Below are 23840 nucleotides of genomic sequence, written 5' to 3' on the forward strand. Positions count from 1 at the left end.
CTATGGCTTTTGGGACACCCCCTTTTTTTCTAGGTAACAATTGCAGCTTCTTCATTTCGTGCCTGGGTCCGTGCAGCTCTAAGTTCTGTCGTATCTGCAGGGTTTCCAAGCATCTCCAGTACGGCAGCGGCACAGTGGCGCGGTTGATGCCGGTCAGGAGCAAGACGCCGTCTGCGCTGCTCCTCCAGAGCCGCATATTCACGAAGCAGCAGGGTGTACCATTTATCCACAACTTTTGAATCCAGCACTTCCGCTAAACCAAGCTCCACAAAATACTGGCAGTTCTTCTCCTCCTGGCCGGGAATAGCTTTGTAGAAAAGCATAGGGATACCCTTGGCCTGGCCCTCGGTGCAGGTCATGCCGCCAGGCTTGGTAATAAGCAGGTCGGAAGCATCCATCAGGTTGTTGATTTCACTGCTGTATCCAAGAATTTTTATATTAGGATGGCGGAATAAGGGATTGCTTCGCATTTTGGCAACAAGCTTGTCATTGCTTCCCATACAAAATATAAGCTGGATATCGTCCATCCTCGCCATAAGGGAGTCCATGACGTCTTTGCCGAACATCAGCCCCCAGCCTCCACCCATAATGAGCACAGTAGGAATATCGGCAAGTCCCAGTTCCTTGCGCAGCTGCGTTTTGTTCGAGCGTTCCCAGAACTTCGGATGAACTGGAATACCGGAAACGGTCACTAGCTCGGGAGGGATTCCCCGGCCAGTGAGAATCGACTTAACCCGTGAGGTAGAGACAAGATAGCGGTTGACCTCGGCATTTACCCAACTGCCATGCGCATCGTAATCTGTAATCAGCGTATAGAGCGGCACATTCAGTCCGCGGCGCTTCAGACGGGAAATAACGGCGGCTGGAATCGGATGCGTGCAAATGATCAAATCCGGCTTAAGCTGCTCTATAACCTGTGAGGCATGTGTATAAAAAATCCGGTGAAGTGCCAGCTTGGTCAACCGGTTCAGTGATTTGTGATATTGTGTCTTATACATCATGCCGACCAGCTTAGGCTGGCTGCTGACAGTCTTTCGGTAGGCGGAAAGAATCCAAGGAGCAACCGTTGGGTTAAGAAATCTACCCAGTTCAATAACTCTGCACTGGACATCCGGGTTCAGCAGCTTTATTCCTTCGGCGAGAGCATAAGCTGCCCCTGTGTGGCCCGTTCCGAAGCCTTCCGAAAACAGCAGTACTCTTTTCTTTCGCATAAGTTCACCTGCTACTTTCCTTATCAATAGAATTGCGGCGTCTTCTTATATTATATACCAGGGAAATACCTACTCTTCTCACATTATACAAAATAGACGTAAATAGAAAGTTAAATCACTGCAAAAATTAAAAAATAAAAGATATCTTCTGTATTGCAAATGCGGAGTCAAAGTGCTAAAGTGATAAATGACTGAATGACCAGTATAGTAATTTAGTCATTTCCGGTAATTCAGCATATTTCTGAGAAAGGAAGTGTACAGGTGGTTGTGGTAGATCGAAGGCAGCAGGTGCTTCAGGCCGCGACGAAATCTTTTTCATTATTCGGCTATAAGGCAACAACAATGGATCAGGTCGCAAAAATTGCGAATGTCGGCAAAGGAACCATCTATACCTTTTTTACCAACAAGGAGCAGCTGTTTGATGAGATCCTGCGTGATGTGATGGCTGAAATGAAGCTAATTGCCGAGCGGGAAATCAAGCGCGATAAACCCTTCTTTGATAATCTTCACCGTGTTCTGGATGCCCTGCTGGAATTTCGAAGCGAGCACGAGCTGTTCATTAAACTTTCCCAGGAGAATCGCGAGTTTGGGACACCTCAGGCCGGGGAAGGACTGGACAAGATTGAGAACGTGGTATTGGAATATTTGGAACGGGAGGTGGAGCATGCGATCCGCCAAGGGGAAATTAAGCCCTGTGACCCCCAAATCGTATCGGTAGTCATGTTCAGATTATATATTGTTCTGACCTCTGAACTGAACAAAACGCACGCCCCTTTGGATAAAGAGCAAATCAAGACGTATTTTCATTTGTTTCTGGCCGAAGGTCTGGCGCAGTCCTAAACAATCAGCAATTAAAAAAAGCCGAAAGGCGTTTTTTTTGCACTTAAATGACCGATTGGGGAAAACAGTCATCCGGTGTTTCGAAATATCAAAACATTTTTTCGCAAAACCAGCTTTATATAGAGAGTATATGATAAGGAGAGAACCAGAATGAAATCATTATCCGTATTTATGAAAGACCTTGGTGCGGCTCTCAGAGATCCTAAGGTGCTGATTCCGATGTTTGTAGTCCTTTTTATTCCGGTATTGTACAGCGGATTGTTCCTGAAGGCATTCTGGGATCCGTACGGTAAAATGAACGAACTGCCGGTCGCTGTCGTGAATGAAGATAAAGGTGCCAGTTATGAAGGAAAACAGCTTAGCGCCGGTAGCGATCTGGTGGAGGAGCTGAAGAAAACCGATGGGTTCGATTGGAACTTTGTAACCCGTAAACAGGCAGAAGCCGGCCTTAAGGACAATACTTATTATATGGCGATTGTCGTTCCTCAAGACTTCTCCGCCAAAGCAACTACATTATTGGATGCTGATCCGCAGCCGGCCCATATTATTTTCGAGCCGAATGAAGGATACAATTTCCTGGCCGGCCAAATCGGCGGGACAGCAGTGAAGGACATTAAGGCAAAGGTATCGGCCAAGGTAACGGAGGCTTATACGGAATCTGTGTTCGATAAGTTTGCTGAAATCTCCAGCGGACTTGGCGAAGCGGGAGACGGCGCAACCCAAATTGCGGATGGCGCAGGCAAACTTGATGAGGGTGCCGTCAAGCTGGAAGATAATCTTCTCCTGCTGACTGATGGCACAGGCAAGCTCTTGAATGGTGTAGAGCCCCTCACTAAAGGCGTAACCGATTTGAACACGGGTGCGGCTGCACTGGAGACCGGTAGCAGTACCCTCGCTTCTGGTTTGCAGCAGCTGGCTGCCGCACACGAGAAGCTTCAAGATGGAGTTTCACAGACTGCGGCCGGCAGCAAGAGGCTTAATGAAGGCCTGCAGCAAACGGCAGCGGGTGCTGCGAAGCTGCAAGCCGGAACGCAAGAGGCAGTGGATGGGACAGCAAAGCTGCAGGCTGGCTCGAGATCTGTGGTTGACGGCAGTGCGAAGCTGGCAGCCGGGTTAAAGGCTTCGGCGGATGGCAGCGTGAAGGTAACCGAGGGCGCGAAGGCTGTAGCCGACGGCTTGCAGGAGCTGGCGAAGTCGAATCCTCAGCTGGCCGCAAGTCCGGAAGTGCAAAAGCTGCTGGCGGCGAGCGCAGCAGTCGCAGCGGGCAGTCAGCAGCTCCAGCAAAGCCAGCAGCAGCTGGTGCAGGGTGCAGATCAGCTGCATGCGGGCTCCCAGCAGCTGGATGGCGGGGTAACCCGGCTGCTGGGCGGCGCGCAGCAGCTTAATGCAGGCAGTGCGGAGCTCCTGGAAGGCCAGCGGCAGCTGGCTGGAGGAGCGTCCGCACTGGAGGAAGGCGGCAGCAGACTGACCGCCGGCATGGCGCAGTTTGGTGCGAAGCTGAGCGAGGCCGCAGCAGGCGGCAGCAAGCTGGCTGACGGGGGCAGAGCGCTGGAAGCCGGAACGTCGAAGCTGCTGAGCGGTGTTGAGCAGCTCGGGAGCGGGATCAGCTCTGTAGCGGACGGCTCGAAGAAGCTGGCTAACGGTGCAGGCGAGCTCAAAGACGGCATGGATGAGCTGAAATCCGGCTCCAGCGAATTGGCAACAAAGCTTGGTGAAGCTGCCGGGCAGACAAGTGCTGTAAATAAATCGGATGCCATGATGCAAATGTTCGCTCAGCCTGTAGAAATAGAAGAGCATAAGATCAATGAGGTTCCGAACTACGGCACAGGCTTTGCTCCGTACTTCCTGTCGCTTGGTTTGTTCGTGGGTGCACTGATCTCCACGCTCGTGGTTCCAACGCGTGAATCGGAGGTTATCGGTGCCAGCCGCTTCAACCGCTTCATCAGCCGTACTCTTTCTTTCTCGATGATGAGTCTACTGCAGTCTCTGCTGGCAGCGATTGTGCTATTATACGGACTGGGTCTGCATGTTCAGAACGCAGCGCTCTTCTATGCGTTCACCTTTATAACCAGTTTGGCCTTCATGTGGGTCATTCAGGCGATTGTAACCTGGCTTGATCAACCGGGACGTTTCGTTGTCATCGTTATTCTGATCTTTCAATTGACAACGAGTGCCGGAACCTTCCCGCTGGAGCTCATTCCGGATTGGATGAAATTCTTCAATCCGCTGCTGCCTATGACTTATAGTGTCAGAGGCTTTAAGGCAGTGATCTCAACCGGTGATTACAACGCAATGTGGGGCGATGCAGGTATGCTGACAATCTACGGGGTGGCCTTCCTGGCGCTTACGTTCAGCTACTTCATGACCCGTGACAGGGATAGTGAAGCTGTGGTGAAAAGTGAACAATTGTTGACTGTATAATCGGTAGATACTATGGAAAAATAGCCCATATTCAGGCGCCTCCTTCGGGGGCGCTTTTTGGTTTGGCGGAATGAAAGCGCGTCTTCTTCAGAACAAAAAGTATAAAATAAAAAAGTTGAAACGCTTTCAATGCATAACGGCTTATTCGTTTATCGTGTATATTTATGCATAACAAAGATTTTTTACGCTTTTGCCCACTAAAGCTGTGTCGCAAAAACAAATGTTAATCAATATCATAAAAAAGTTTAAATTGCGCTCATGTCAGGTCGATGATAAAATAATATAACGAATATAGATGAATAATTATTAAGGTTTTGATACAATCAGAAGATATGGATTTTCCTTATCCTGTTCTACTGTTTTATGACCCTTGTGATAACGTCCTACTTTATAATAGAAAGGTTGCGTAAGATGAGACACACTGAACTGCCCCCTAAACAGGGCCTTTACGATCCCCAGTTCGAAAAAGATGCGTGCGGAATGGGGTTTGTTGCCCATATCAAAGGCAAGCCCTCCCATGATATTGTAACCAATGCTTTGACTATGCTCTTTAATATGGAGCATCGGGGAGGCCAGGGAAGCGAACCTAACTCCGGTGACGGAGCAGGCATCATGCTGCAAATTCCACACCGATTCTTTGCCGGAGAAGCCACGAAGCTTGGCTTTGAGCTGCCGGAGCAGGGCCATTATGGTGTCGGTATGATCTTTTTGTCTCATAACGAAGAGATCCGCGCCCGCCACGAAGCTCTGTTAAGCGAAATTATTGCTGAAGAGGGCCAGGAAGTACTTGGCTATCGTGATGTGCCTACCTTTGATGAAATGCTGGGTAAAACGGCTAAAGCAGCCAAGCCTTTTGTACGTCAGGTGTTTATCGGCCGTTCGGTTGATATCACCGACGATCTTGCTTTTGAACGCAAGCTGTTTGTCATCCGTAAGCGCGCTGAGCTGGCTATTCGCTACGGCGGAGTAGAAGAGGGCGTGTCCTTTTATCTGCCGAGCCTATCTTGCCGCAAAATCGTCTATAAAGGCATGTTAACTACTGAACAAGTAGGACAATTCTACCTGGATTTGCAGAACGAGAATCTGGAATCGGCGATTGCGCTTGTGCATTCCCGTTTCAGTACCAATACATTCCCGAGCTGGGAACGTGCCCACCCGTACCGCTTTATGATCCACAATGGTGAAATTAATACACTGCGCGGTAACGTGAACTGGATGCATGCCCGTCAGTCCCTTTTCAAGAGCGATGTGTTCGGAGAAGATCTGGCCAAGATCAAACCAGTTATTAACCCGGATGGATCGGATACGGCGATGTTCGATAATACGTTCGAATTCCTGTACCTGGCTGGCCGTTCCTTGCCGCAGGTAGCGATGATGATGGTTCCTGAACCGTGGAGCAACCATGACAGCATGGATGAGAAGAAGAAAGCTTTCTATGAATATCACAGTACTTTAATGGAGCCGTGGGATGGACCAGCCGCTATGGGCTTTACCGATGGCGTTCAAATCGGCGCAATTCTTGACCGTAACGGACTGCGTCCTTCACGTTATTATGTAACCAAAGACGACCTGATTGTTCTTTCCTCCGAGGCTGGTGTTCTAGATATCGCACCTGAGAACGTACTCTACAAGGATCGTTTGAGACCAGGGCGTATGCTTTTGGTTGATACAAAGGAAGGCCGCATTATTTCCGATGAAGAGGTCAAAGCGGCGATTGCCTCCGAGCAGCCTTACCGCCAGTGGCTTGATGAGCATTTAATCAGTCTTGAAGAGCTTCCTGATGCGCCCGAGCTGCCGAACCCTAAACATGATAATGTGCAGCAGCTTCAGCAGTCTTTCGGATACACCTTTGAGGATTTGCGTAAAGTGCTGGAGCCTATGGCATCCACAGGTCAAGAAGCTATCGGCTCGATGGGCTACGATTCCCCGTTAGCTGTGCTGTCGGATCGTCCGCAGCGTTTGTACAATTACTTTAAACAAATGTTTGCCCAGGTAACCAATCCGCCAATTGATGCTATCCGCGAAGAGCTGGTAACTTCAACAACAACAACGATTGGACCTGAGCGCAACCTGCTCAAACCGGAACCGGAGAGCTGCCGTCAGATCTCGCTGGATACGCCTATTCTTTCCAATGAGGATTTCGCCAAAATCCGCCATGTACGCCGAGCCGGCTTCAAATCGATGTCGATTCCGATTCTTTTCCCGGCGGAGCTGGGTGCAGCCGGAATGCAAACGGCGATCGACCGTCTGTGCGAGGCTGCTGACCGGGTTATTGGCAAGGGTCATAACATTCTTATTCTGTCCGACCGTGGTGTAGACCGCGAGAATGCCGCTATCCCGGCACTGCTTGCTGTGTCGAGCCTCCATCATCATTTAATCCGTCAGGGTACACGGACCAAAGTCAGCATTCTGCTGGAGTCCGGTGAACCGCGCGAGGTGCATCACTACGCGCTCCTTCTCGGTTACGGCGTAAGTGCCGTGAATCCGTATTTGGCCTTCGAGAGTCTGGATGACATGATCAGCCAAGGTTTGCTGCGTGGAATTTCCCACGAGAAGGCCGTGAAGAACTATATCAAGGCTGCGACGAAGAGCGTAGTTAAAATACTTTCCAAAATGGGTATTTCCACCATCCAGTCCTACCGCGGCGCGCAAATTTTTGAAGCGGTTGGCCTGAATTCGGAATTTGTAGATCGTTACTTCACCTGGACGCCTTCCCGCATTGGCGGTATCGGTCTTGAAGAAGTGGCGGCAGAAGTACTATTTACCCACAACCGCGCCTTTACCGACAAAGACGGCAACGATAAAGTACTGGATTCTGGCGGGGAATATCAATGGCGCAGTGACGGTGAAGAGCATCTCTTCAACCCGCAAACCATTCATCTGCTTCAGCACTCGGTGCGCAGCGGCGATTACGCTACGTACAAGAAGTTCGCTGCACTCGTACAGGGTGAGAGTGAGAAGCATTTGACAATCCGGTCCTTGCTGCAATTCAAGCCGGAAAACGCCCCGGTCCCGCTTGAAGAAGTTGAACCGGTAGAATCGATCATGAAACGCTTTAAGACAGGCGCAATGTCCTTCGGTTCGATCAGTAAGGAAGCCCATGAGACGCTGGCTATTGCAATGAACCGTATCGGCGGCAAGAGCAACACCGGCGAAGGCGGTGAAGATCCGGCTCGCTTCATTCCGGACAGCAACGGCGATTCCCGCCGCAGTGCAATCAAGCAGGTAGCCTCTGGACGTTTTGGTGTAACTTCGAACTATCTGGTTAATGCAGACGAGATTCAGATTAAGATGGCCCAGGGAGCGAAGCCTGGTGAAGGCGGACAGCTGCCTGGACGCAAGGTATACCCATGGGTTGCCGAAGTGCGCGGTTCAACAGCAGGCGTAGGCCTGATTTCACCGCCGCCGCATCATGATATTTACTCCATCGAGGATTTGGCAGAGCTGATCTATGATCTGAAGAATGCTAATCCGCGTGCAAATATTAATGTAAAGCTAGTATCTGAGGTTGGCGTGGGTACGATTGCAGCTGGTGTGGCTAAGGGCCGTGCCGATATTATTCTCATTAGCGGATATGACGGCGGAACAGGCGCATCGCCGATGAACTCCATCCGGCATGCGGGTCTTCCTTGGGAGCTGGGACTGGCTGAAACGCATCAGACGCTGATGCTGAACAATTTGCGTGACCGTGTTACTCTAGAAACCGACGGCAAAATGCTGAGCGGACGCGATTTGGCCGTAGCGATATTGCTGGGAGCCGAGGAATATGGCTTCTCCACGGCACCGCTGGTTGCTGTAGGCTGTATTATGATGCGCGTCTGCCAGATGGATACTTGTCCGGTTGGTGTGGCGACACAGAATCCGGATCTTCGCAAGAATTTCTCGGGCGATCCGCAGTATGTAGTTAACTTTATGACCTTCGTAGCCCAGGACCTGCGTGAGATTATGGCGAGCCTCGGCTTCCGCACCATCGAAGAGATGGTGGGACGTACAGATTGCCTCGACGCTGCAAAGGCATCGAGCCACTGGAAGAAGAAGGGTGTAGATCTGAGCAGCCTGCTGCATACACCGGAATTGCCGGAAGGAAGCACACGCTTCCGCACCAAGCGCCAGAACCACGGTCTGGAAGAAACGCTTGATGTGACCAAACTGCTTGAGCTGGCAGCTCCGGCATTGGAATCGGGAACTCCAGTGGAGGCTTTCTTGCCGATTACGAACGTGAACCGTGCGGTAGGAACGATACTGGGCAGTGAATTGACACGCAAATACGGTGCTGCCGGATTGCCGGATGATACGATCCGTCTTTATTTCACCGGATCTGCAGGACAAAGTTTGGGGGCATTCGTACCAAAGGGTATTACAATTACGGTCGAAGGCGACTCCAATGACTATGTCGGCAAAGGCCTATCAGGCGGTAAGCTGATCGTGAAGCCATCTTCGAAGGCGACCTTCGCTGCTGAGGACAACATCATCATCGGGAACACAGCGCTTTATGGAGCAACAGGAGGAGAAGCTTACATCAGCGGAATCGCCGGTGAACGCTTTGCGGTTCGCAACTCCGGCGCGAATGTGGTTGTGGAAGGCGTGGGCGACCATGGCTGTGAATACATGACTGGCGGACGCGTAGTCGTGCTCGGCGGAACCGGCCGCAACTTTGCGGCAGGGATGTCAGGCGGTATCGCTTACGTCTACGACGCAGATAGCAGCTTTGTAAGCCGCTGCAACCTGGAGATGGTATTGCTGGAGCGCGTAGAGGAGCCTGAAGAGATTGCAGAGCTTCAGGGCCTGATCTTAAAGCATGCCGAACTTACAGGAAGCATGGCGGGACAACGCATACTTGACCAGTGGGAAGAGTGCCTGCCGAAATTTGCCCGTGTGATTCCGAAGGATTACAAACGGATGATGCAGCAAATTCGTAAGGTTGAGGATGCGGGGCTGACTGGCGAGGCGGCATTGATGGCGGCTTTCGAAGCAAATATGCGTGAGCTTGCACGTGTTGGCGGCTAGAGAATCATGAATATAGGGACCTGATCTTCTTCCGCTTGCGGAAGGGGTCAGGTCCCTTTTTAAAAATACAAGAAATTATAAGTTTCACTCCATACTTTTTCCTTATATTTTCACGAGAAACGGGGGGCTGTTCCATAAGTGAATTTCTACGACAGAGAGAGCCCTTCTGCATTCTAAAAAAACCTTTGCGTTTGGAGTCCGCTACGGCTAGCTTCAATAGATTGTGAGCAAGTGAAAGCCAACCGACCTCGAGTGTCACTTTTTCCATACCGCGAAGCAGAAATCGCCGGAAGCTCCGGTTGTTTTTCAGTTGTCCAAATACACTTTCGGGTTCCGTGGATCCGGCGTACAGCCAAGGCGTAGCCTTCCTCACTCCGTAGAATTTCCCGAGCCTGGTTTTGATACTTCAGCTGTTCCAGACTGACGACCACTTCCCGATTTCCCGTCGCCTTAGTACAACGTTCCTTCAGGGGGCAGCCGACGCAGTTTTGGCTTCGGTAATGACGCTTGCGAAATGACTTTAGTTAGCATAAGGGTGGTAACTGTCGCGGCCATCGCCGGGATAGGCAGCGTCAAAGATGGTGTCGTCGAGCCAGGGCGGTTTCTTTTTTGCGTTTTTTAAAAGATTGTCGAAACGTTTCCCGCTTAAAGCAGCGGAGAGGACGGAACGATTGTGGAAAAGCGGCAGCGGTCGCCTTTGTCCCCGGATTTTCACCGCTAAGGAGAATAAATAAAATCTGGGGACAACAGCGATTGGAACAACGGTCCGTTCGCGGAGCGTCCACACCAAGCTCTCACGTCGATCCTGCTCAAAAAACGCGGGTGTCCCAAGCAGCCATTTCATGGCTTTTGGGACACCCGCAGCCGTTTCTTCTTACTATTTCAAGCAAACACCCCCTATTTTTATAAAAAGGGTAAATGTGGTAAAATGCAATAGATGAAAGGAAGTGAGATTATGGAGAACATGTTAGTAGAAACGGAGCCAGTAGCCCGCCTGCAGGGCGTTACGAAAAAAATGGGCTCCAAAACGCTGGTTGGCGATTTAACGCTGGACATTCCATCCGGTCAAATATTCGGCTTTCTGGGTCCGAACGGTGCCGGGAAGACCACCACGATCCGTATGATGGTTGGTCTAATTTCTATCAGCCGCGGAGACATTTTGATTTGCGGCCGAAGCATTAAAGATCATTTTGAAGAGGCGGTTGCACATATCGGGGCCATTGTAGAGAACCCTGAAATGTATAAATACCTGACGGGATACCAGAATCTGCGCCAATATGCGCGTATGGTGCAAGGGGTGAACAAGCAGCGGATAGATGAAGTTGTAGAGCTGGTTGGACTTGGGCAAAGGATTCATGACAAGGTGAAGACATACTCGCTCGGGATGCGCCAGCGGCTCGGTGTCGCTCAGGCGCTGCTTCATCGGCCAAAGCTGCTTATTCTGGATGAGCCGACGAACGGACTCGATCCGCAGGGAATACGCGAGCTCCGTGACTATTTGCGCCGTCTTTGCCTGGAGGAAGGGACAACGGTCTTCGTATCCAGTCACCTGCTGTCCGAGATGGAACTGATGTGCGACAGTGTTGCGATTATTCAGAACGGGCGGCTGGTGGATGTAAAACAGCTCAAAGCGGTAGGGAATATGGATGTCCCGATCGGTGAAACTTTGTTCGAGGTTGATAATGCGGAGGTTGCGCTTGAACGGATTGGCCGCGGAGCATTAAAGAACGGAGGAGTTGTCGTAGAAGCGTCGCGCGCGGAAATTGCGGAGCTGAATGCAATAATGGTAAAGAGCGGGGTAAAAGTATACAGTATCAAATCGCTGGCCCGCTCGCTGGAGGATCAATTCTTGGAGATCACAGGAGGTGAAGGCATTGAGTGAATTCGCTGCTCTCATACATAATGAGAATATCAAAATATACAGCCGTGTCCGCACCTGGATTATGCTGATCCTTCTTGCGGTAATGAGTGCGCTGATCCCGGTGCTGTATTATTTCACCAGCAAGAGTGAATCTTCAATGATGGGGCTGTGGGACAGCTTTCAAGTAACAGTGAGTGTCGCCTTCTTTCTGAATACAATCTTCACTGTTGTTGTGGCTTCGGACTCCGTGGCGGGCGAATTTTCCTCGGGGACGATCAAGCTTCTGCTGATTCGCCCGTGGAGCCGCTCCAAAATATTGCTCTCGAAGTACATTTCCATGGTGCTATTCGGTCTGCTAAGCACTGGAGTGCTGATTGCTTTCGGTTTCGGTGCTGCCTATATATTTTCTTCTTCTTCCTCCGGAGAGGGAATTTCCGCACTAACTGCCTGGAGCCCGGCGGAATACTCTTTTTTGGATTTGCTTTGCCGATATACGGAGCTGTTCCTGACGGCTGCGCTTGCCTTCATGGTATCCAGTGTATTCCGCGCGAGTGGGCTGGCTATCGGGTTATCGTTATTTATTATGTTTGCCAAAAATATCATTGTTGCGATCTTTAATCCGGAGCGGTACGAATGGGCCCGGTATTTGATTTTCACCCACATGGATTTAAGGGGTTACCTGTTGTCGGACAACGGTCCGGGCGGAGCCACACTATGGTTTTCCCTTGCAGTACTGGCCGTCTATTATGTCCTGTTCCTGTTTATAGCCTGGGTTGTCTTCCGTAAAAGAGATGTAGCAGCGTAATCACCAGTTCTAGTCAGGTCTTACCCTGCTTCCCTTGCGTCCTGCGGCTCAAGAAGATGACTATCCTTCATGTCAACAGAACCGTTCAGCAGTCCGCCCTCCATGATGGAGAGAGTTCCCGTGGAAAGGTTGCCATGAAGCTGTCCCGTACCCGTCATGATAATTTGCCGGTCTGCGGAAATGTTCCCGTAGACCTTTCCGGCGATAATGATTTCTTCAGCGATAATGCTGGAGCGAACCATTCCTTGTTCACCAACCGTTACGGTGCCGCTGCAATGAATTTCACCGCTAAATGTTCCCTCAATCCGCAAGTTGGTATCGCAATGAACCTTACCCTCCAGAGTGCCACCATGTCCGATGAGAGTGTCGGTCGGCTTGAACGGGGAACGCTGCTGCCTTATTTTCCACATTGATAATTCCTCCTATTCTTTTCGTTTCTATAACTCATGTATCAAGAGCCCGGGTTAACATAGTTCAACGGATTTACGGGTTTGTTTTGTTTAACGACCTGAAAGTGCAGATGTGGTCCGGTGCTGCGCCCTGTATTGCCCAGCCGCCCGATCTTCTCTCCTTTCCTCACATTGTCGCCGACAGAGACGTTCATGCCGCTGAGATGCATATACCATGTTTCCAGTCCATTTGGATGACTAATTACAATATATTTACCACGGGCGCCCTTCTGGTCCACTGCAATCACATCTCCATCCTGTGCTGCATATACGGGATCGCCAGTGTTACCGGCAATATCGATACCGGCATGGAATGCGGATGCTCCCTTGAACGGGTCCGTACGATACCCAAAGCTCGAAGAGATGACACTAGAAAGGGTCGGCCACATACTGGCAGGGGCCAGCTTTGCCTTTTGGACGAGCTCAGTCTTGGCTTGCAGTGTGCTTGCTCGCTCAGCCTGTGAAATGGTAAGTGAAATACTGCTGACCATTTCATCGAGAATACTGCGGATTTCCTGAAAATCATCCTTTGTTTCCTGCACAAGCGTTATAGCTTCATTCTCATGTACTGCGATATACTCGCCGCCAACCTGTGGGGTAATGGCCAGTTTCGCAGTTCCCGTCGTGATCCCGGAGTTTAGGCTTGCCGACTCCTCATTACTCCCCCCGGTACTCTTCTCCGATGTTTCGCTGCCTTGTTTCCGGATCAGGTTCTGCAACTGCTGTTCGAGCTCACCTACACTTTTCAGCTTGTCTTTAATGCTCTCCGCCTCCTCAGAGAGATTGGTCACCTCCATTTGCAGATTCTGCAGAGCCTCTTCCTTGTCCGCGACCTGTATTTCCATGCGAAGATTGCGAAGGGTTAGAGCTTCAGCTTCTGCCTCAAGCCTTGTGATGGATTGGGAAGAATGATAGTGCATGGAGGTTACTAGGGCGGAGATGGACAGGGCAGCCGCAGCCGGTATGGCGAGTGCCATTGGCCTCGAAATCCGAAGCTGTCTGACCGGACGCCCGGCGTCCCGGACGACGAGCAGCGTAATCTGGTTGTGATCCTGCTGACTCTTCATGGCGTCTCCTTCCTGCGGCTTGGGGAGCCGCTATGTGTGGTTGTTTAAAGTCTTTTCTGGCAAGAGGGCTCATCCGTTTTATCCTACTACTCTATGTATTCCATATCTTTAGGGAACATGACAATGGTTTGCTTGAATAAAGGCAGAGAGTTCCGGCAAAACCTGTACTAGAGTATTTTATATTTATCTGCTAAAGCACAGGTTCATATAGGGGGAGTAGGCGTTATGAAGACGTTCGCGATTATTCTGTGTCTTTTTATTATACAAATGGTAGTCATTTTTCTGCTGGAGTTCCGCCGTCCGCAAAGAACCGTTGCCTGGTTGTTCATACTGCTATGCTGTCCTCCGCTGGGATTGCTTTTCTATTATTATTTTGGCAGCGACTACAGACAAGCCCGCAATATTAAAAGGAGAGGGACCTCCTCGCTCCGTGAGATCAGGAAACATGTAGAGTGCAGGAGTCGTATTGTGAAGAAACCGGAAGAAACCGGCAACCCGGAATTTGACAATCAAAGAGAGCTTCTGCTGTTGCTCTCCCGTCTGTCGGAAAACCCGATTACAGGCCGGAATCAGAGCCGTGTTCTATTCACCGGGATCGAGGCGTATGATTCCATGCTGGAAGCCATGGAGTCGGCTCAGGAGCATATCCATGTTGAATTTTATATTTTTCGCGAGGATAAGATCAGTCAGCGATTTAAGGAAGTTATGCTCCGAAAAGCACGTCAAGGCGTGAAGGTGCGCCTTCTTTGCGACGGGATCGGCAGTCATAGCCTAAGCCGCAAGTTTATCAATACTTTGAAAAAAGGAGGTGTGGAATTTCATTTTTTTCTCCCGCCGCTGCTGTCTTTTCTGGACCGCCGCTCCAGTTATCGAAATCACCGGAAAATTGTTATCGTTGACGGGCTCATCGGCTTCACAGGAGGAATGAATGTGGGGGATGATTATTTGGGGCATGATCCCGAAATCGGGTATTGGCGGGACACCCATTTGCAGCTGGAGGGGGACGCTGTCTACTTCATTCAGTTTGTGTTTCTCAAGGACTGGAGGCGGGCCTCCGGTGAACGTCTCAGCCATCCCCGTTTATTTCCGGTACATTCCTGTGAAGGTTCGGAAGCGGTGCAAATCGTGGAAAGCGGACCGGACCTGGAAGTAGATTCCGCTCAAGAGCTTTATTTTGCAGCGATGTGTGCGGCCAAGCACCGGATATGGATTACGACGCCCTATTTCATTCCCGATTCCGCCATTTGCCGTGCCTTGAAAAGTGCAGTGCTCCGCGGAGTGGATGTGCGGGTTCTAATCCCGGGAAAGCCGGATACCTGGCTTGTTTATTATGCATCCCTGTCCTATCTGGAGGATTTACAGGATGCGGGCGTGAAGTTCTATCGATATCAAAAAGGGTTTATTCATTCTAAAGTCATCCTGATCGATCAGCTGCTAGCCTCGGTAGGGAGCGCTAATCTGGATATGAGAAGCTTGTACTCTAATTTTGAACTGACAGCGGTTCTGATGGAACCGGAGAGGATTGCCAAGGTGGCAGCCGAGTTTGAGCAGGATCTGAAGAATAGTGATTTTATTGACCCGCATGAATTCAAGAACAGGAGCCGATTTACCAGGCTAAAGGAGAATTTGTGCTATCTGCTCTCGCCACTCTTATGATAGGAAAGGTATCATTCCTCATTAAAGAGAGTGCAATTATGTTATAATAAAGTATATTACAAAAAATATTCTAAAATTGAAGGGGGAGTCCTATGAATGTGAGTCAACAAATAATTACTAAAAAGGAACATAACAAACCGCAAAAGTCCGGAGCTGTGAAGACGGCCAGACTGGCTCAAAGGATCATTATGATGGTGATCGGGGCAGCCATGATGTCCGTTGCGCTCGAGATATTCCTCGTTCCCAATCAAATGATTGACGGAGGTATCACGGGAATTTCCATTATGCTGTCCCATATTTTTGATATTCCCCTCGGTATTTTATTAACCTTGCTTAACCTTCCTTTCCTGGTCATCGGTTACAAGCAAATCGGCAAGACCTTTGCTCTATCCACTTTGTTCGCCGTTGTTCTTATGTCTATAGGCACTCAACTTCTGCATCCTGTAAATCCTATTACGGTTGAACCGCTGCTTGCTGCAGTATTTGGCGGTGTCATTCTCGGTGTGGGTGTCGGATTGGTCGTACGTTACGGAGGATCTCTGGACGGTACGGAGATTGTGGCTATTCTGGTGGCCAAGAAGCTTCCCTTCTCCGTAGGCGAGGTAGTCATGTTTATTAACCTGTTTATTTTGTCAGGAGCAGGTTTTGTGTTTGGATGGAATAATGCAATGTTCTCACTTATTGCCTACTACATCGCTTTCAAGATGATTGATGTAACGCTTGAGGGTCTTGATCAATCGAAGTCTGTATGGATTATCAGTGATAAATTCCGTGATATCGGAGAAGCGCTGACGGAGCGTCTGGGACGCGGTGTTACTTATCTGGAAGGCGAAGGCGGATTCTCTGGTGACAACAAGAAAGTAATATTTGTAGTCATCACACGTCTTGAAGAGGCGAAGCTTAAAGCCATCGTAGAGGATTGGGATTCCGACGCCTTTATTGCCATTGGCAATATACATGATGTTAAGGGCGGCCGCTTTAAGAAAAGATCCATCCATTAGTCACTCACCGGAAGCCCTATACTACTGAAAGAAGGTATATTTACGGACAACAGAGCACTAAATACGGCGGGAAAATTAGCGTGGACCGTATTCTCATATATAATACCTTCAGTCCCTGAGCTGGACGCCTGATAAGCCCGTAGCATCCTAAATGCTGCGGGCTTATTTTAGTCTCAGAATAAGTTCTTCTACCGGCTGGGGCGGCACCTTTTCAATCAGATCTCCTATACTGCGCAGCCGCTCCTCAATATTGAGGAGGTGGAAGTCTGCAGGTGCCACATCCTTTTCAACTTCCTGCCAGGTTAAAGGAGTGGAGACCGTTGCCAGTGGACGGGCACGCGGTGTGTATGGAGCCGCCAATGTTTTGCCTCCGAAATGCTGAAGGTAGTCGAAATAAATTTTATCTCCCCGCTCCTTCTTCAACCGCTCCAGTGTGAACAGATCAGGATGCTTCTCGGTGACGAAACGTCCGACAAAGTGGCCGATGGTGCGAAGCCCCTGAAAGGTAACCCCTCGATTTACCGGAACGATAATCTGGACGCCGGTAGCTCCTGAGGTCTTAGGAACCGAGGTCAACCCGAGTGAGCTTAAGACCCGGCCAACGATGGAAGCAGCTTCCATAATACGCGGCTCCACCTCGCGGGAGGGATCAAGGTCAATCATCCATTCACAGGGGAGCTCACTCCCTATATAGTGCAGGGAAGGATGAAACTCCAGGGCAGCGAGATTGCCGAGCCAGAGCAGTTCGGGCAGCCCTTCGAGCACAATATAAGTAATCTTGTCATGAGTATAGGTATGAACGAAGGAGGGAAGCGGGTCCGGTGCATTTTTCTGATAAAAGGACATCCCGCCTACGCCGTGCGGATAGCGGATCACCGTCAGCAGCCGCTTCCGGCAGTATCGCAGCAAATAGGGTGACAGGGCTGCAAGCTTTTCTAAATAAATCCGTTTCGTAATGCCCTGCTCCGGCCACAGCAGCTTGTCCGGATTGGTAACAGCGATGCTCTGACCGTTTACGGTAATGGAGCCTTTGACAGGTGCCGGCATAGTGGATACTCTCCTTTAATTTTTTTGTCCCTTAAACCTGCACTCCTGCGCCGGAATGTGCACTGAAGCTTGAATAACAGGCTGCCGAAGCGTTCCGGACGAATTCCATTCCAGAAAATGCACCTTAAAGACCAACTGGGGCTTTATCCATAAGGCACCTGAATACCGCGGGGGAAGGGTAGTAAAGGGCATGGATTCTGTGGTGGCAAGGTCCAGGGCTTCGGCGGTCACTTTTCGCCACTCCTCCACATTGAATCTTCCGGAGCCTGCATGTCCAATATAGTGCAGTCGTCCATCCTCGTCATACAGTCCGAGCAGAAAGGCATTTACCCTGCCATCACGGAAGGTAACACCTCCGGCTACAGCATTGACATCGGAGATGATCTTTCGCTTGAGCCAGCGTTTGTCTTTTCCACCCGGAGTGTACGTACTCGAGATGTCCTTGCACAGGATTCCTTCCAATCCGTTGGTGCGGGCTGCACTCAGCAGTTCTGCGGGATTTTGGTAACTGGGGACCAGTTGGACATTCGGATGAGGGAGAAGCATTTCCGCAAGAAGCAGCTGGCGGCTCGATAGCGGCTGATCCAGGGTCCACTTGCCGTTGCAATACAGAATATCAAACACCATATACATCACTTGAATCTGGTCTTTCGCCGCCCGGATAGCCGCTTCTTTCCTTAAACTGTCGCGCCGCATGACCTCATGAAAGGAAGGCTTGCCGCTATTTAGAGCAATAATCTCGCCATCCAGAATGACGGAGGATGCTTTGCAGTAAGCTGTGATATCTGTGAGCTCCGGATACTGCAATGTGCGGCGATTCCCGCGCCGGTTAATCAGTTCGGCAGAGACCCCGTCATAATAGGACAGCATACGTACGCCGTCCCATTTAATCTGGGCAATCCATGAGTCACCGACAGGAAGCTGTTCCGTAATGACCGGCTCAAAGGGTGTAACAGGCTGCAGCTTCATAAGCCCTTCCCCCTAAGATACCGTTTCTTTACTCTTGGCACTGCGCCGTTTAGGCTTGGGTGTGATTACAGGAGCAGCAGTATCCGTCTTTGATTTCGAAGTCCCTTTCTTGCCGCCACTGCCCGATGCCGCCTTACGGGGCTTGGTGCTTTTGCTGTCGTACGGTGAAGGCCCGGGATCGGTAGGAATATGTTGTACGGCCTCAATACTGGCCTGTAGAGCCGCCATAAGGTCGATAACGTTGCTCTCCTGCCGCGCAGGCACGATATGGAATTCTTCCCCGGCAATCTTGTGGGAAATCAGGTCAAGCATCCTCTGGCGGTAATCGTCGGTATATTTGGCCGGTTCAAACGCTGTGGATAATTGCGCGATGAGCAGCTTGGCCATATCCAGCTCTTTATCATTCACTGTTCCCGCTTCGGGAAGGTTCGGCACTTGAGACACCGGGCGGATCTCATCGGGATAAAAAATAGTCTCAATCGCCAGACATTCCTCCAGCACCCGAATCGCGGCCAGACTGCTCTTGGAGCGGATGGAAATTTTGGCTATGCCGATTTTGCCGGTCTGTCTCATGGCTTCCATAAGTAAACGGTATGCATTCGTACCCGCCTGATCGGGAGATAAATAATAGGTCTTCTGGAAATACATCGGATCAATCTCCGTCAAATCCACAAAGTCAAGAATGGTAATGTTCTTGGTGCTTTCCTCTGTAAGCTGATCTAGCTCTTCTTTATCGAACAGGATGAATTTTCCTTTTTCATACTCGTAGCCTTTGCCTATTTCTTCCCATGCCACCTCTTTGTCGCATACAGGGCATTTGCGCACATAGGACAGCGGATTCCCACATTCCTTATGGATATAGCGCAGAGAAATGTCCTTATCCTCTGTAGCCGAGAACATTTTGACCGGAACATGTACAAGACCGAAACTGATGGCCCCTTTCCATACGGTATGCATGACTGACACCTCCTGCAGGTTTTAAGCTTAGTATGAGGCGAAAGCCATTTTTCTACCCGGATGCATTTTTTGTGAAACCTGGGGAAAAATAAGCCAAGCGTGATAAGCGAATTCAGCATAAAAGGAGGGGTATGGGCAGATGGACGTACAACGCGCACAGGATATTTTTGAATCCAAAGAAATGATAGCCGTCCATTTGGACGGGGAGCCGGTGTGGATTGAGGAAGTGGACAAGGCGAACGGGTTGGCTACTGTACAGGTGGGGTCCCGTCCGACGAATACGCATACGGTCGGCGTGGAGCGGCTTGAGGAGCAAACTCAATAAAGTTGAAACGTATGAGATACGTCGATAGACTTCATTATAATTGGGCACCTGTGCAGGTTACTTATGCGCCAGGGCCTTTTTTTGCTGTATAAGGGTTGACGATGCTGACTGCAAACCAATATATTGGTTAACAAGCCCGGAAACTGAACGGATAAATTCATTTCATGAAAAGAGTTGATTGTTGTGCGTCCAATATTGCTCGGTGTTTGTTCGGCTTTATTTTTTGCTGTTACCTTTGTATTGAACCGCCGGATGGAGCTTTCCGGAGGAAGCTGGGCTTGGAGCGCGTCCCTGCGGTATTTCTTCATGCTGCCCTTTCTGCTGGCCATTGTTGCAGGCCGGGGAAAGCTAAGACCCCTATTAAGCGCTATGGTCAAACGTCCGGCAGCCTGGCTGCTGTGGGGTACCGTCGGTTTCGGCCTTTTCTACGCCCCGATCTGCTTCGCAGCTGCTTATGCGCCGGGCTGGCTGACTGCGGGGACCTGGCAGATCACGATTATCTCCGGTTCCCTGCTTGCGCCATTCTTCGGACAATGGATAGCAGGGCCCGGCGGGCCGTTGTACCAGCGCGGGAAAATTCCCTTTAAAGGCCTTGGGATGTCTCTGATCATTCTTGCCGGTGTTGCCCTGCTTCAACTGGAGCAATCCCAGGCGCTGGCGCCAAGTCAGGTGCTGCTGGGTATTCTTCCGGTACTTATTGCTTCCTTCGCGTACCCGCTCGGAAACCGCAAGACGATGGAGTTGTGCGGTGATCAGCTGGATGTGTTTCAGCGGATTCTGGGGATGACCTTAGCCAGTCTTCCGTTCTGGCTGATCGTAGCTGCATATGGACTGGCCGATACCGGTATTCCTTCCCCGGGCCAATTGTGGCAATCTGCCATCGTAGCCCTGTCATCGGGGGTCATTGCGACCGTTCTTTTTTTTCGCGCTACAGATATGGTCCGCAGCAGTATGACCGGCTTGGCCGCAGTAGAAGCCACCCAATCGCTCGAGGTGCTGTTCGCTTTATTCGGAGAAATGTTGATATTGTCGGCCCCTGCGCCTTCATTGCTATCGTGGGCGGGCATTGCCGTAATCTGTATAGGAATGGTTTTGCACAGCCTGTTGTCCCGGCGCCCGGCCCCGGCAGTTGTTGCGGTAGGACAATCATCCCGATATAATATATAGTATTGAAATTCGGCGGGTATAAGTTAAAAGGTGGTAGTTGCAGTTGGAAAATAATATCGAAACGGTTTTCACTTACCGTTCTTACAGCCCGGCGGATACAGAGCTTTTGGCAGGAGCGATTGCGGCTGCCTCCGTGTCCGGCACAGTTATCGGACTGGACGGCGATTTGGGTGCAGGCAAAACGGCATTCTCGCAAGGCTTCGCCCGCCATCTGGGCGTTCGGGATACCGTAAACAGTCCTACCTTTACAATTATTAAGGAGTATGAGGGAATTCTGCCGCTGTACCACATGGATGTATATCGGCTTTCGCTTCAGGAAGCAGACGAGCTGGGGCTGGATGAGTATTTTTACGGACAAGGGGTTTGCCTTGTGGAATGGAGCAGTCTTATCGCAGACCTGATGCCTCCAAGGCACCTACACATATATATGGAGACGGTTGAATTGGAAGAACGCGTGATTACGGTGACCGGCATCGGTGAGCCTTATGGTGCTCTTTGCCGCAGCCTGATCCGGAATGGGGTTAAGTAGGATGACGAATGAAAAGAATGAGCCGCGCAAGCGGTTTTTGGCGTTGGATACCTCTACGGCATCACTGGGTGTGGCGGTGACCGAGAACAACAGGGTAGTGCATGAAATCAACGCCTCCAGCGAGCGGAATCATTCCGTTCATTTGCTGCCGATTATAGAGCAGGCTTTGCAGGCTTCGGGCACCACTGGAAATATGCTCGGCGGCATCTCCGTAGGTATCGGGCCGGGCTCGTACACCGGAACCCGCATAGCTGTTAGTGCCGCTAAAACACTGGCCTGGGCCTGGAATGTTCCCGTAGCCGGTGTATCCAGTCTGCATGCGCTGGCTTGGGGCGGATTCATGACGGGTCTGAAAGACATCTCCACCACAGCACAGGATCGGCCTGCCAACCAGGACGGTACCGGTCCGGATTGGATTATTCCGCTGCTGGATGCCCGCAGGGGACAGGCCTATACGGCTTTATTCGCAGCTTCTGATGGAGGATGCAGCCCTGAGCGGCTTGCTCCCGATGCTATCCGCCTGATGCAGGACTGGGTACAGCACTTGGCCGAGCTGTTGCAGGAGGCTGAGGTTGCCGGAAATAAGCCGCGCCTTCTTTGGTTTGTAGGAGAGACTTCGCTGCACGGGAGTGAAGAATCATTGCTTCCGCTGTTGGGAATAGCCAGCCTGCGCATTGTGCCTTATGAGCTTGAAGGCCGCTGGACGGGATTTCTGGGAGAAGAACGGCATGGTCAAGCGAGTGATGACATTCATAGCCTGATTCCGAATTATACCCAGTTATCTGAAGCGGAAGCTAATCTGCGCAAGAGCAGTGAAGGAGGCGTCAAATAACGATGGCGGAAGCGGATACAGTAAGAGAGCAAAGTGAGTGGCTTGTATTTCGCCTGATGAAGGTAGAGGATATTCCTGATATTCTGATCATAGAACGGGAAGCTTTTACGATGCCATGGACGGAAGAAGCGTTCCGTAATGAACTGACGCATAATCATTTTGCCAAATATATGGTGATGGAGCTGCAGGACCGGATTATTGGTTATGCGGGCTTGTGGGCCATCGTAGACGAAGCCCATGTAACGAATATTGCTCTGCTTGAGGCGTACCGGGGACGCAAATGGGGAGAACGGCTGCTGGAAGAGCTGATGAAGACAGCCTCGTACCTAGGTATGAAGTCCATCACCCTCGAAGTACGGGTATCTAATGAGATCGCCCAGAATTTATATCGTAAAAAAGGGTTCCGGTCCGCCGGTACGCGTAAAGGCTATTACTCCGATAACCGTGAGGATGCACTTATTATGTGGGCCGATCTGCCGGCTTACGATGAACCTGGTGTTATGGAAGGAAGCGTGGAATAGGAATGGAGACGGATATGGAAAAGGGTGCTGCTCAATCTGTGTATATATTGGCGATTGAGACAAGCTGCGATGAGACAGCGGTGGCTGTCGTTAAGGACGGCTGCGAGGTGCTGTCCAACATCATTTCCAGCCAGATTGAGACTCATCGGGCCTTTGGCGGTGTTGTGCCTGAGGTAGCCTCCCGTAAGCATGTAGAGGTTATCACGTTAATTATAGAGGAAGCCATGACTGCTGCCGGGGTTAAACCGGAGCAGTTAGCGGCAATCGCTGTTACCCAGGGGCCGGGTCTGGTCGGGGCGCTCCTTGTCGGGGTCGTAGCCGCCAAGAGTCTTGCACTGGCCTGGTGCAAGCCGCTGATCGGAACCCATCATATTGCCGGCCATATCTATGCCAACCGGCTTGTGGCTGAACTGCAATACCCTTGTATGACACTGGTCGTGTCCGGTGGACATACGGAGCTGGTCCTTATGGAGCAGGAGGGCAAGTTCCGGATTATCGGACGCACCCGGGATGATGCTGTTGGCGAAGCTTACGACAAGGTCGCCCGGGCCTTAGGCTTCCCTTATCCCGGCGGTCCACACGTGGACCGTCTGGCCCGGGAAGCTTCAGAATCCGTGACCCTGCCGCGTGCCTGGCTGGAGCCTGACTCCTATGACTTCAGCTTCAGCGGACTGAAATCAGCTGTGCTGAATGTAGTGAACCAGACCAAGATGAAGGGCTTAACGCCTGATGTGGCCGCAATCGCCCGCGGGTTTCAGGAATCGGTCGTTGAAGTGCTTGTAGAAAAGGCTGTTCGTGCCGTACACACCTCAGGGGCCAAGCAGCTGCTGCTCTGCGGCGGCGTTGCTGCCAATAAAGGTCTGCGTGCCGCACTGACCGACCGATGCCAGACTGAAGGCATAGAGCTTATAATCCCACCGCCGGTATATTGTACAGACAACGCAGCAATGATTGGTGCTGCAGCCTATGTGAAATGGCGCCATGACGGCGGTACCCCGCTTGATATTGTTGCTGATCCCGGTTTTTCGCTGGAGAAATGGTCGGTTACGAGCTAGTGACATTATTCGTTAGCCCTATTCTCTACGGCAGCGCTGATTGCGGACAGGAGTTCCGCTATTTGTCCGTTAAGTAGAGGAAACCAAGCGATTTCTACCCATTAAGGGATCTAAGCTCCT

General features: G+C 50.8%; 22 protein-coding genes. 13 read left to right on the forward strand and 9 right to left on the reverse strand.

Going from position 1 to position 23840, the window contains the following annotated elements; genetic code table 11:
- Nucleotides 1–29: 29 nt before the first annotated feature.
- On the reverse strand, nucleotides 30–1211 hold the full coding sequence (locus PaeBR_RS04630; protein WP_410513721.1) for an MGDG synthase family glycosyltransferase: 1182 nt from the start codon (nucleotides 1209–1211) through the stop codon (nucleotides 30–32).
- A 261-nt stretch (nucleotides 1212–1472) separates the two neighbouring features.
- On the opposite strand from PaeBR_RS04630, the gene PaeBR_RS04635 reads away from it, so the two are divergent.
- The 3 genes from PaeBR_RS04635 (at nucleotide 1473) to gltB (ending at nucleotide 9479) form a co-directional block, all read left to right on the forward strand.
- A complete protein-coding gene (locus PaeBR_RS04635; RefSeq protein ID WP_410513722.1) occupies nucleotides 1473–2051 on the forward strand; it encodes a TetR/AcrR family transcriptional regulator in 579 nt (192 codons plus the stop codon).
- A gap of 150 nt (nucleotides 2052–2201) precedes the next feature.
- Nucleotides 2202–4472, forward strand: a complete 2271-nt coding sequence (locus PaeBR_RS04640; protein ID WP_410513723.1) for a YhgE/Pip family protein — start codon at nucleotides 2202–2204, stop codon at nucleotides 4470–4472.
- 411 nt (nucleotides 4473–4883) lie between these two features.
- Nucleotides 4884–9479 carry a glutamate synthase large subunit gene (gene gltB, locus PaeBR_RS04645; protein WP_410513724.1) on the forward strand — a complete coding sequence of 1532 codons (4596 nt, stop codon included), beginning with the start codon at nucleotides 4884–4886 and terminating at the stop codon, nucleotides 9477–9479.
- A gap of 4 nt (nucleotides 9480–9483) precedes the next feature.
- Here gltB and PaeBR_RS04650 read toward each other — a convergent pair whose 3' ends face one another.
- From PaeBR_RS04650 to PaeBR_RS04660, 3 genes are read right to left on the reverse strand one after another with little or no spacing between them, the layout of a single operon-like run.
- Nucleotides 9484–9759 (reverse strand): hypothetical protein, encoded by a 276-nt coding sequence (locus PaeBR_RS04650; protein WP_410515071.1) that lies wholly within the window; start codon nucleotides 9757–9759, stop codon nucleotides 9484–9486.
- Nucleotides 9653–9949 (reverse strand): hypothetical protein, encoded by a 297-nt coding sequence (locus PaeBR_RS04655; RefSeq protein WP_410515072.1) that lies wholly within the window; start codon nucleotides 9947–9949, stop codon nucleotides 9653–9655. The genes PaeBR_RS04650 and PaeBR_RS04655 overlap by 107 nt, the downstream gene beginning before the upstream one ends.
- A gap of 50 nt (nucleotides 9950–9999) precedes the next feature.
- Nucleotides 10000–10323 carry a hypothetical protein gene (locus tag PaeBR_RS04660; RefSeq protein WP_410513725.1) on the reverse strand — a complete coding sequence of 108 codons (324 nt, stop codon included), beginning with the start codon at nucleotides 10321–10323 and terminating at the stop codon, nucleotides 10000–10002.
- A gap of 120 nt (nucleotides 10324–10443) precedes the next feature.
- Between PaeBR_RS04660 and PaeBR_RS04665 the strand changes: the two genes are divergently transcribed.
- Both PaeBR_RS04665 and PaeBR_RS04670 read left to right on the forward strand, forming a co-directional pair.
- The gene (locus tag PaeBR_RS04665; RefSeq protein WP_410515073.1) at nucleotides 10444–11361 is read left to right on the forward strand and encodes an ABC transporter ATP-binding protein; all 918 of its coding nucleotides are present in this window, start codon (nucleotides 10444–10446) and stop codon (nucleotides 11359–11361) included.
- Nucleotides 11354–12145 carry an ABC transporter permease gene (locus PaeBR_RS04670; protein WP_410513726.1) on the forward strand — a complete coding sequence of 264 codons (792 nt, stop codon included), beginning with the start codon at nucleotides 11354–11356 and terminating at the stop codon, nucleotides 12143–12145. The genes PaeBR_RS04665 and PaeBR_RS04670 overlap by 8 nt, the downstream gene beginning before the upstream one ends.
- A gap of 20 nt (nucleotides 12146–12165) precedes the next feature.
- On the opposite strand, the gene PaeBR_RS04675 is transcribed toward PaeBR_RS04670, so the two are convergent.
- Together PaeBR_RS04675 and PaeBR_RS04680 are read right to left on the reverse strand one after the other, a co-directional pair.
- Nucleotides 12166–12555 carry a bactofilin family protein gene (locus tag PaeBR_RS04675; RefSeq protein WP_410513727.1) on the reverse strand — a complete coding sequence of 130 codons (390 nt, stop codon included), beginning with the start codon at nucleotides 12553–12555 and terminating at the stop codon, nucleotides 12166–12168.
- A 41-nt stretch (nucleotides 12556–12596) separates the two neighbouring features.
- Nucleotides 12597–13661, reverse strand: a complete 1065-nt coding sequence (locus PaeBR_RS04680) for a peptidoglycan DD-metalloendopeptidase family protein (RefSeq protein ID WP_410513728.1) — start codon at nucleotides 13659–13661, stop codon at nucleotides 12597–12599.
- 225 nt (nucleotides 13662–13886) lie between these two features.
- Here PaeBR_RS04680 and cls point away from each other — a divergent pair, with 225 nt between their 5' ends.
- Nucleotides 13887–15317 (forward strand): cardiolipin synthase, encoded by a 1431-nt coding sequence (cls, locus tag PaeBR_RS04685; protein WP_410513729.1) that lies wholly within the window; start codon nucleotides 13887–13889, stop codon nucleotides 15315–15317.
- A gap of 92 nt (nucleotides 15318–15409) precedes the next feature.
- Nucleotides 15410–16318 (forward strand): YitT family protein, encoded by a 909-nt coding sequence (locus tag PaeBR_RS04690; protein ID WP_410513730.1) that lies wholly within the window; start codon nucleotides 15410–15412, stop codon nucleotides 16316–16318.
- A gap of 162 nt (nucleotides 16319–16480) precedes the next feature.
- On the opposite strand, the gene ligD is transcribed toward PaeBR_RS04690, so the two are convergent.
- Genes ligD through PaeBR_RS04705 form a run of 3 tightly spaced genes read right to left on the reverse strand, consistent with a single transcriptional unit; the run spans nucleotide 16481 to nucleotide 19291 of the window.
- The gene (ligD, locus tag PaeBR_RS04695) at nucleotides 16481–17365 is read right to left on the reverse strand and encodes a non-homologous end-joining DNA ligase (RefSeq protein WP_410513731.1); all 885 of its coding nucleotides are present in this window, start codon (nucleotides 17363–17365) and stop codon (nucleotides 16481–16483) included.
- A gap of 15 nt (nucleotides 17366–17380) precedes the next feature.
- A complete protein-coding gene (locus PaeBR_RS04700) occupies nucleotides 17381–18334 on the reverse strand; it encodes a DNA ligase (RefSeq protein WP_410513732.1) in 954 nt (317 codons plus the stop codon).
- Between the two features lie 12 nt (nucleotides 18335–18346).
- Nucleotides 18347–19291, reverse strand: coding sequence for a Ku protein (locus tag PaeBR_RS04705; RefSeq protein WP_410513733.1), 945 nt, complete (start codon nucleotides 19289–19291; stop codon nucleotides 18347–18349).
- A gap of 139 nt (nucleotides 19292–19430) precedes the next feature.
- On the opposite strand from PaeBR_RS04705, the gene PaeBR_RS04710 reads away from it, so the two are divergent.
- From PaeBR_RS04710 to tsaD, 6 genes are all read left to right on the forward strand, one after another.
- Complete coding sequence (locus PaeBR_RS04710; protein WP_410513734.1) at nucleotides 19431–19616, forward strand: H-type small acid-soluble spore protein; 186 nt, start codon at nucleotides 19431–19433, stop codon at nucleotides 19614–19616.
- 183 nt (nucleotides 19617–19799) lie between these two features.
- A complete protein-coding gene (locus PaeBR_RS04715; RefSeq protein ID WP_410513735.1) occupies nucleotides 19800–20783 on the forward strand; it encodes a multidrug resistance efflux transporter family protein in 984 nt (327 codons plus the stop codon).
- A gap of 43 nt (nucleotides 20784–20826) precedes the next feature.
- Complete coding sequence (tsaE, locus tag PaeBR_RS04720; RefSeq protein WP_410513736.1) at nucleotides 20827–21312, forward strand: tRNA (adenosine(37)-N6)-threonylcarbamoyltransferase complex ATPase subunit type 1 TsaE; 486 nt, start codon at nucleotides 20827–20829, stop codon at nucleotides 21310–21312.
- Between the two features lies 1 nt (nucleotide 21313).
- Nucleotides 21314–22144 carry a tRNA (adenosine(37)-N6)-threonylcarbamoyltransferase complex dimerization subunit type 1 TsaB gene (tsaB, locus tag PaeBR_RS04725; protein ID WP_410513737.1) on the forward strand — a complete coding sequence of 277 codons (831 nt, stop codon included), beginning with the start codon at nucleotides 21314–21316 and terminating at the stop codon, nucleotides 22142–22144.
- Nucleotides 22145–22146: 2 nt separating this feature from the next.
- A complete protein-coding gene (gene rimI, locus PaeBR_RS04730; protein ID WP_410513738.1) occupies nucleotides 22147–22665 on the forward strand; it encodes a ribosomal protein S18-alanine N-acetyltransferase in 519 nt (172 codons plus the stop codon).
- Between the two features lie 2 nt (nucleotides 22666–22667).
- The gene (gene tsaD, locus PaeBR_RS04735; RefSeq protein ID WP_410513739.1) at nucleotides 22668–23720 is read left to right on the forward strand and encodes a tRNA (adenosine(37)-N6)-threonylcarbamoyltransferase complex transferase subunit TsaD; all 1053 of its coding nucleotides are present in this window, start codon (nucleotides 22668–22670) and stop codon (nucleotides 23718–23720) included.
- The last annotated feature ends 120 nt before the right edge of the window (nucleotides 23721–23840 follow it).

Source organism: Paenibacillus sp. BR2-3 (genome assembly GCF_046529485.1).
Taxonomy (GTDB): domain Bacteria; phylum Bacillota; class Bacilli; order Paenibacillales; family Paenibacillaceae; genus Paenibacillus_AQ.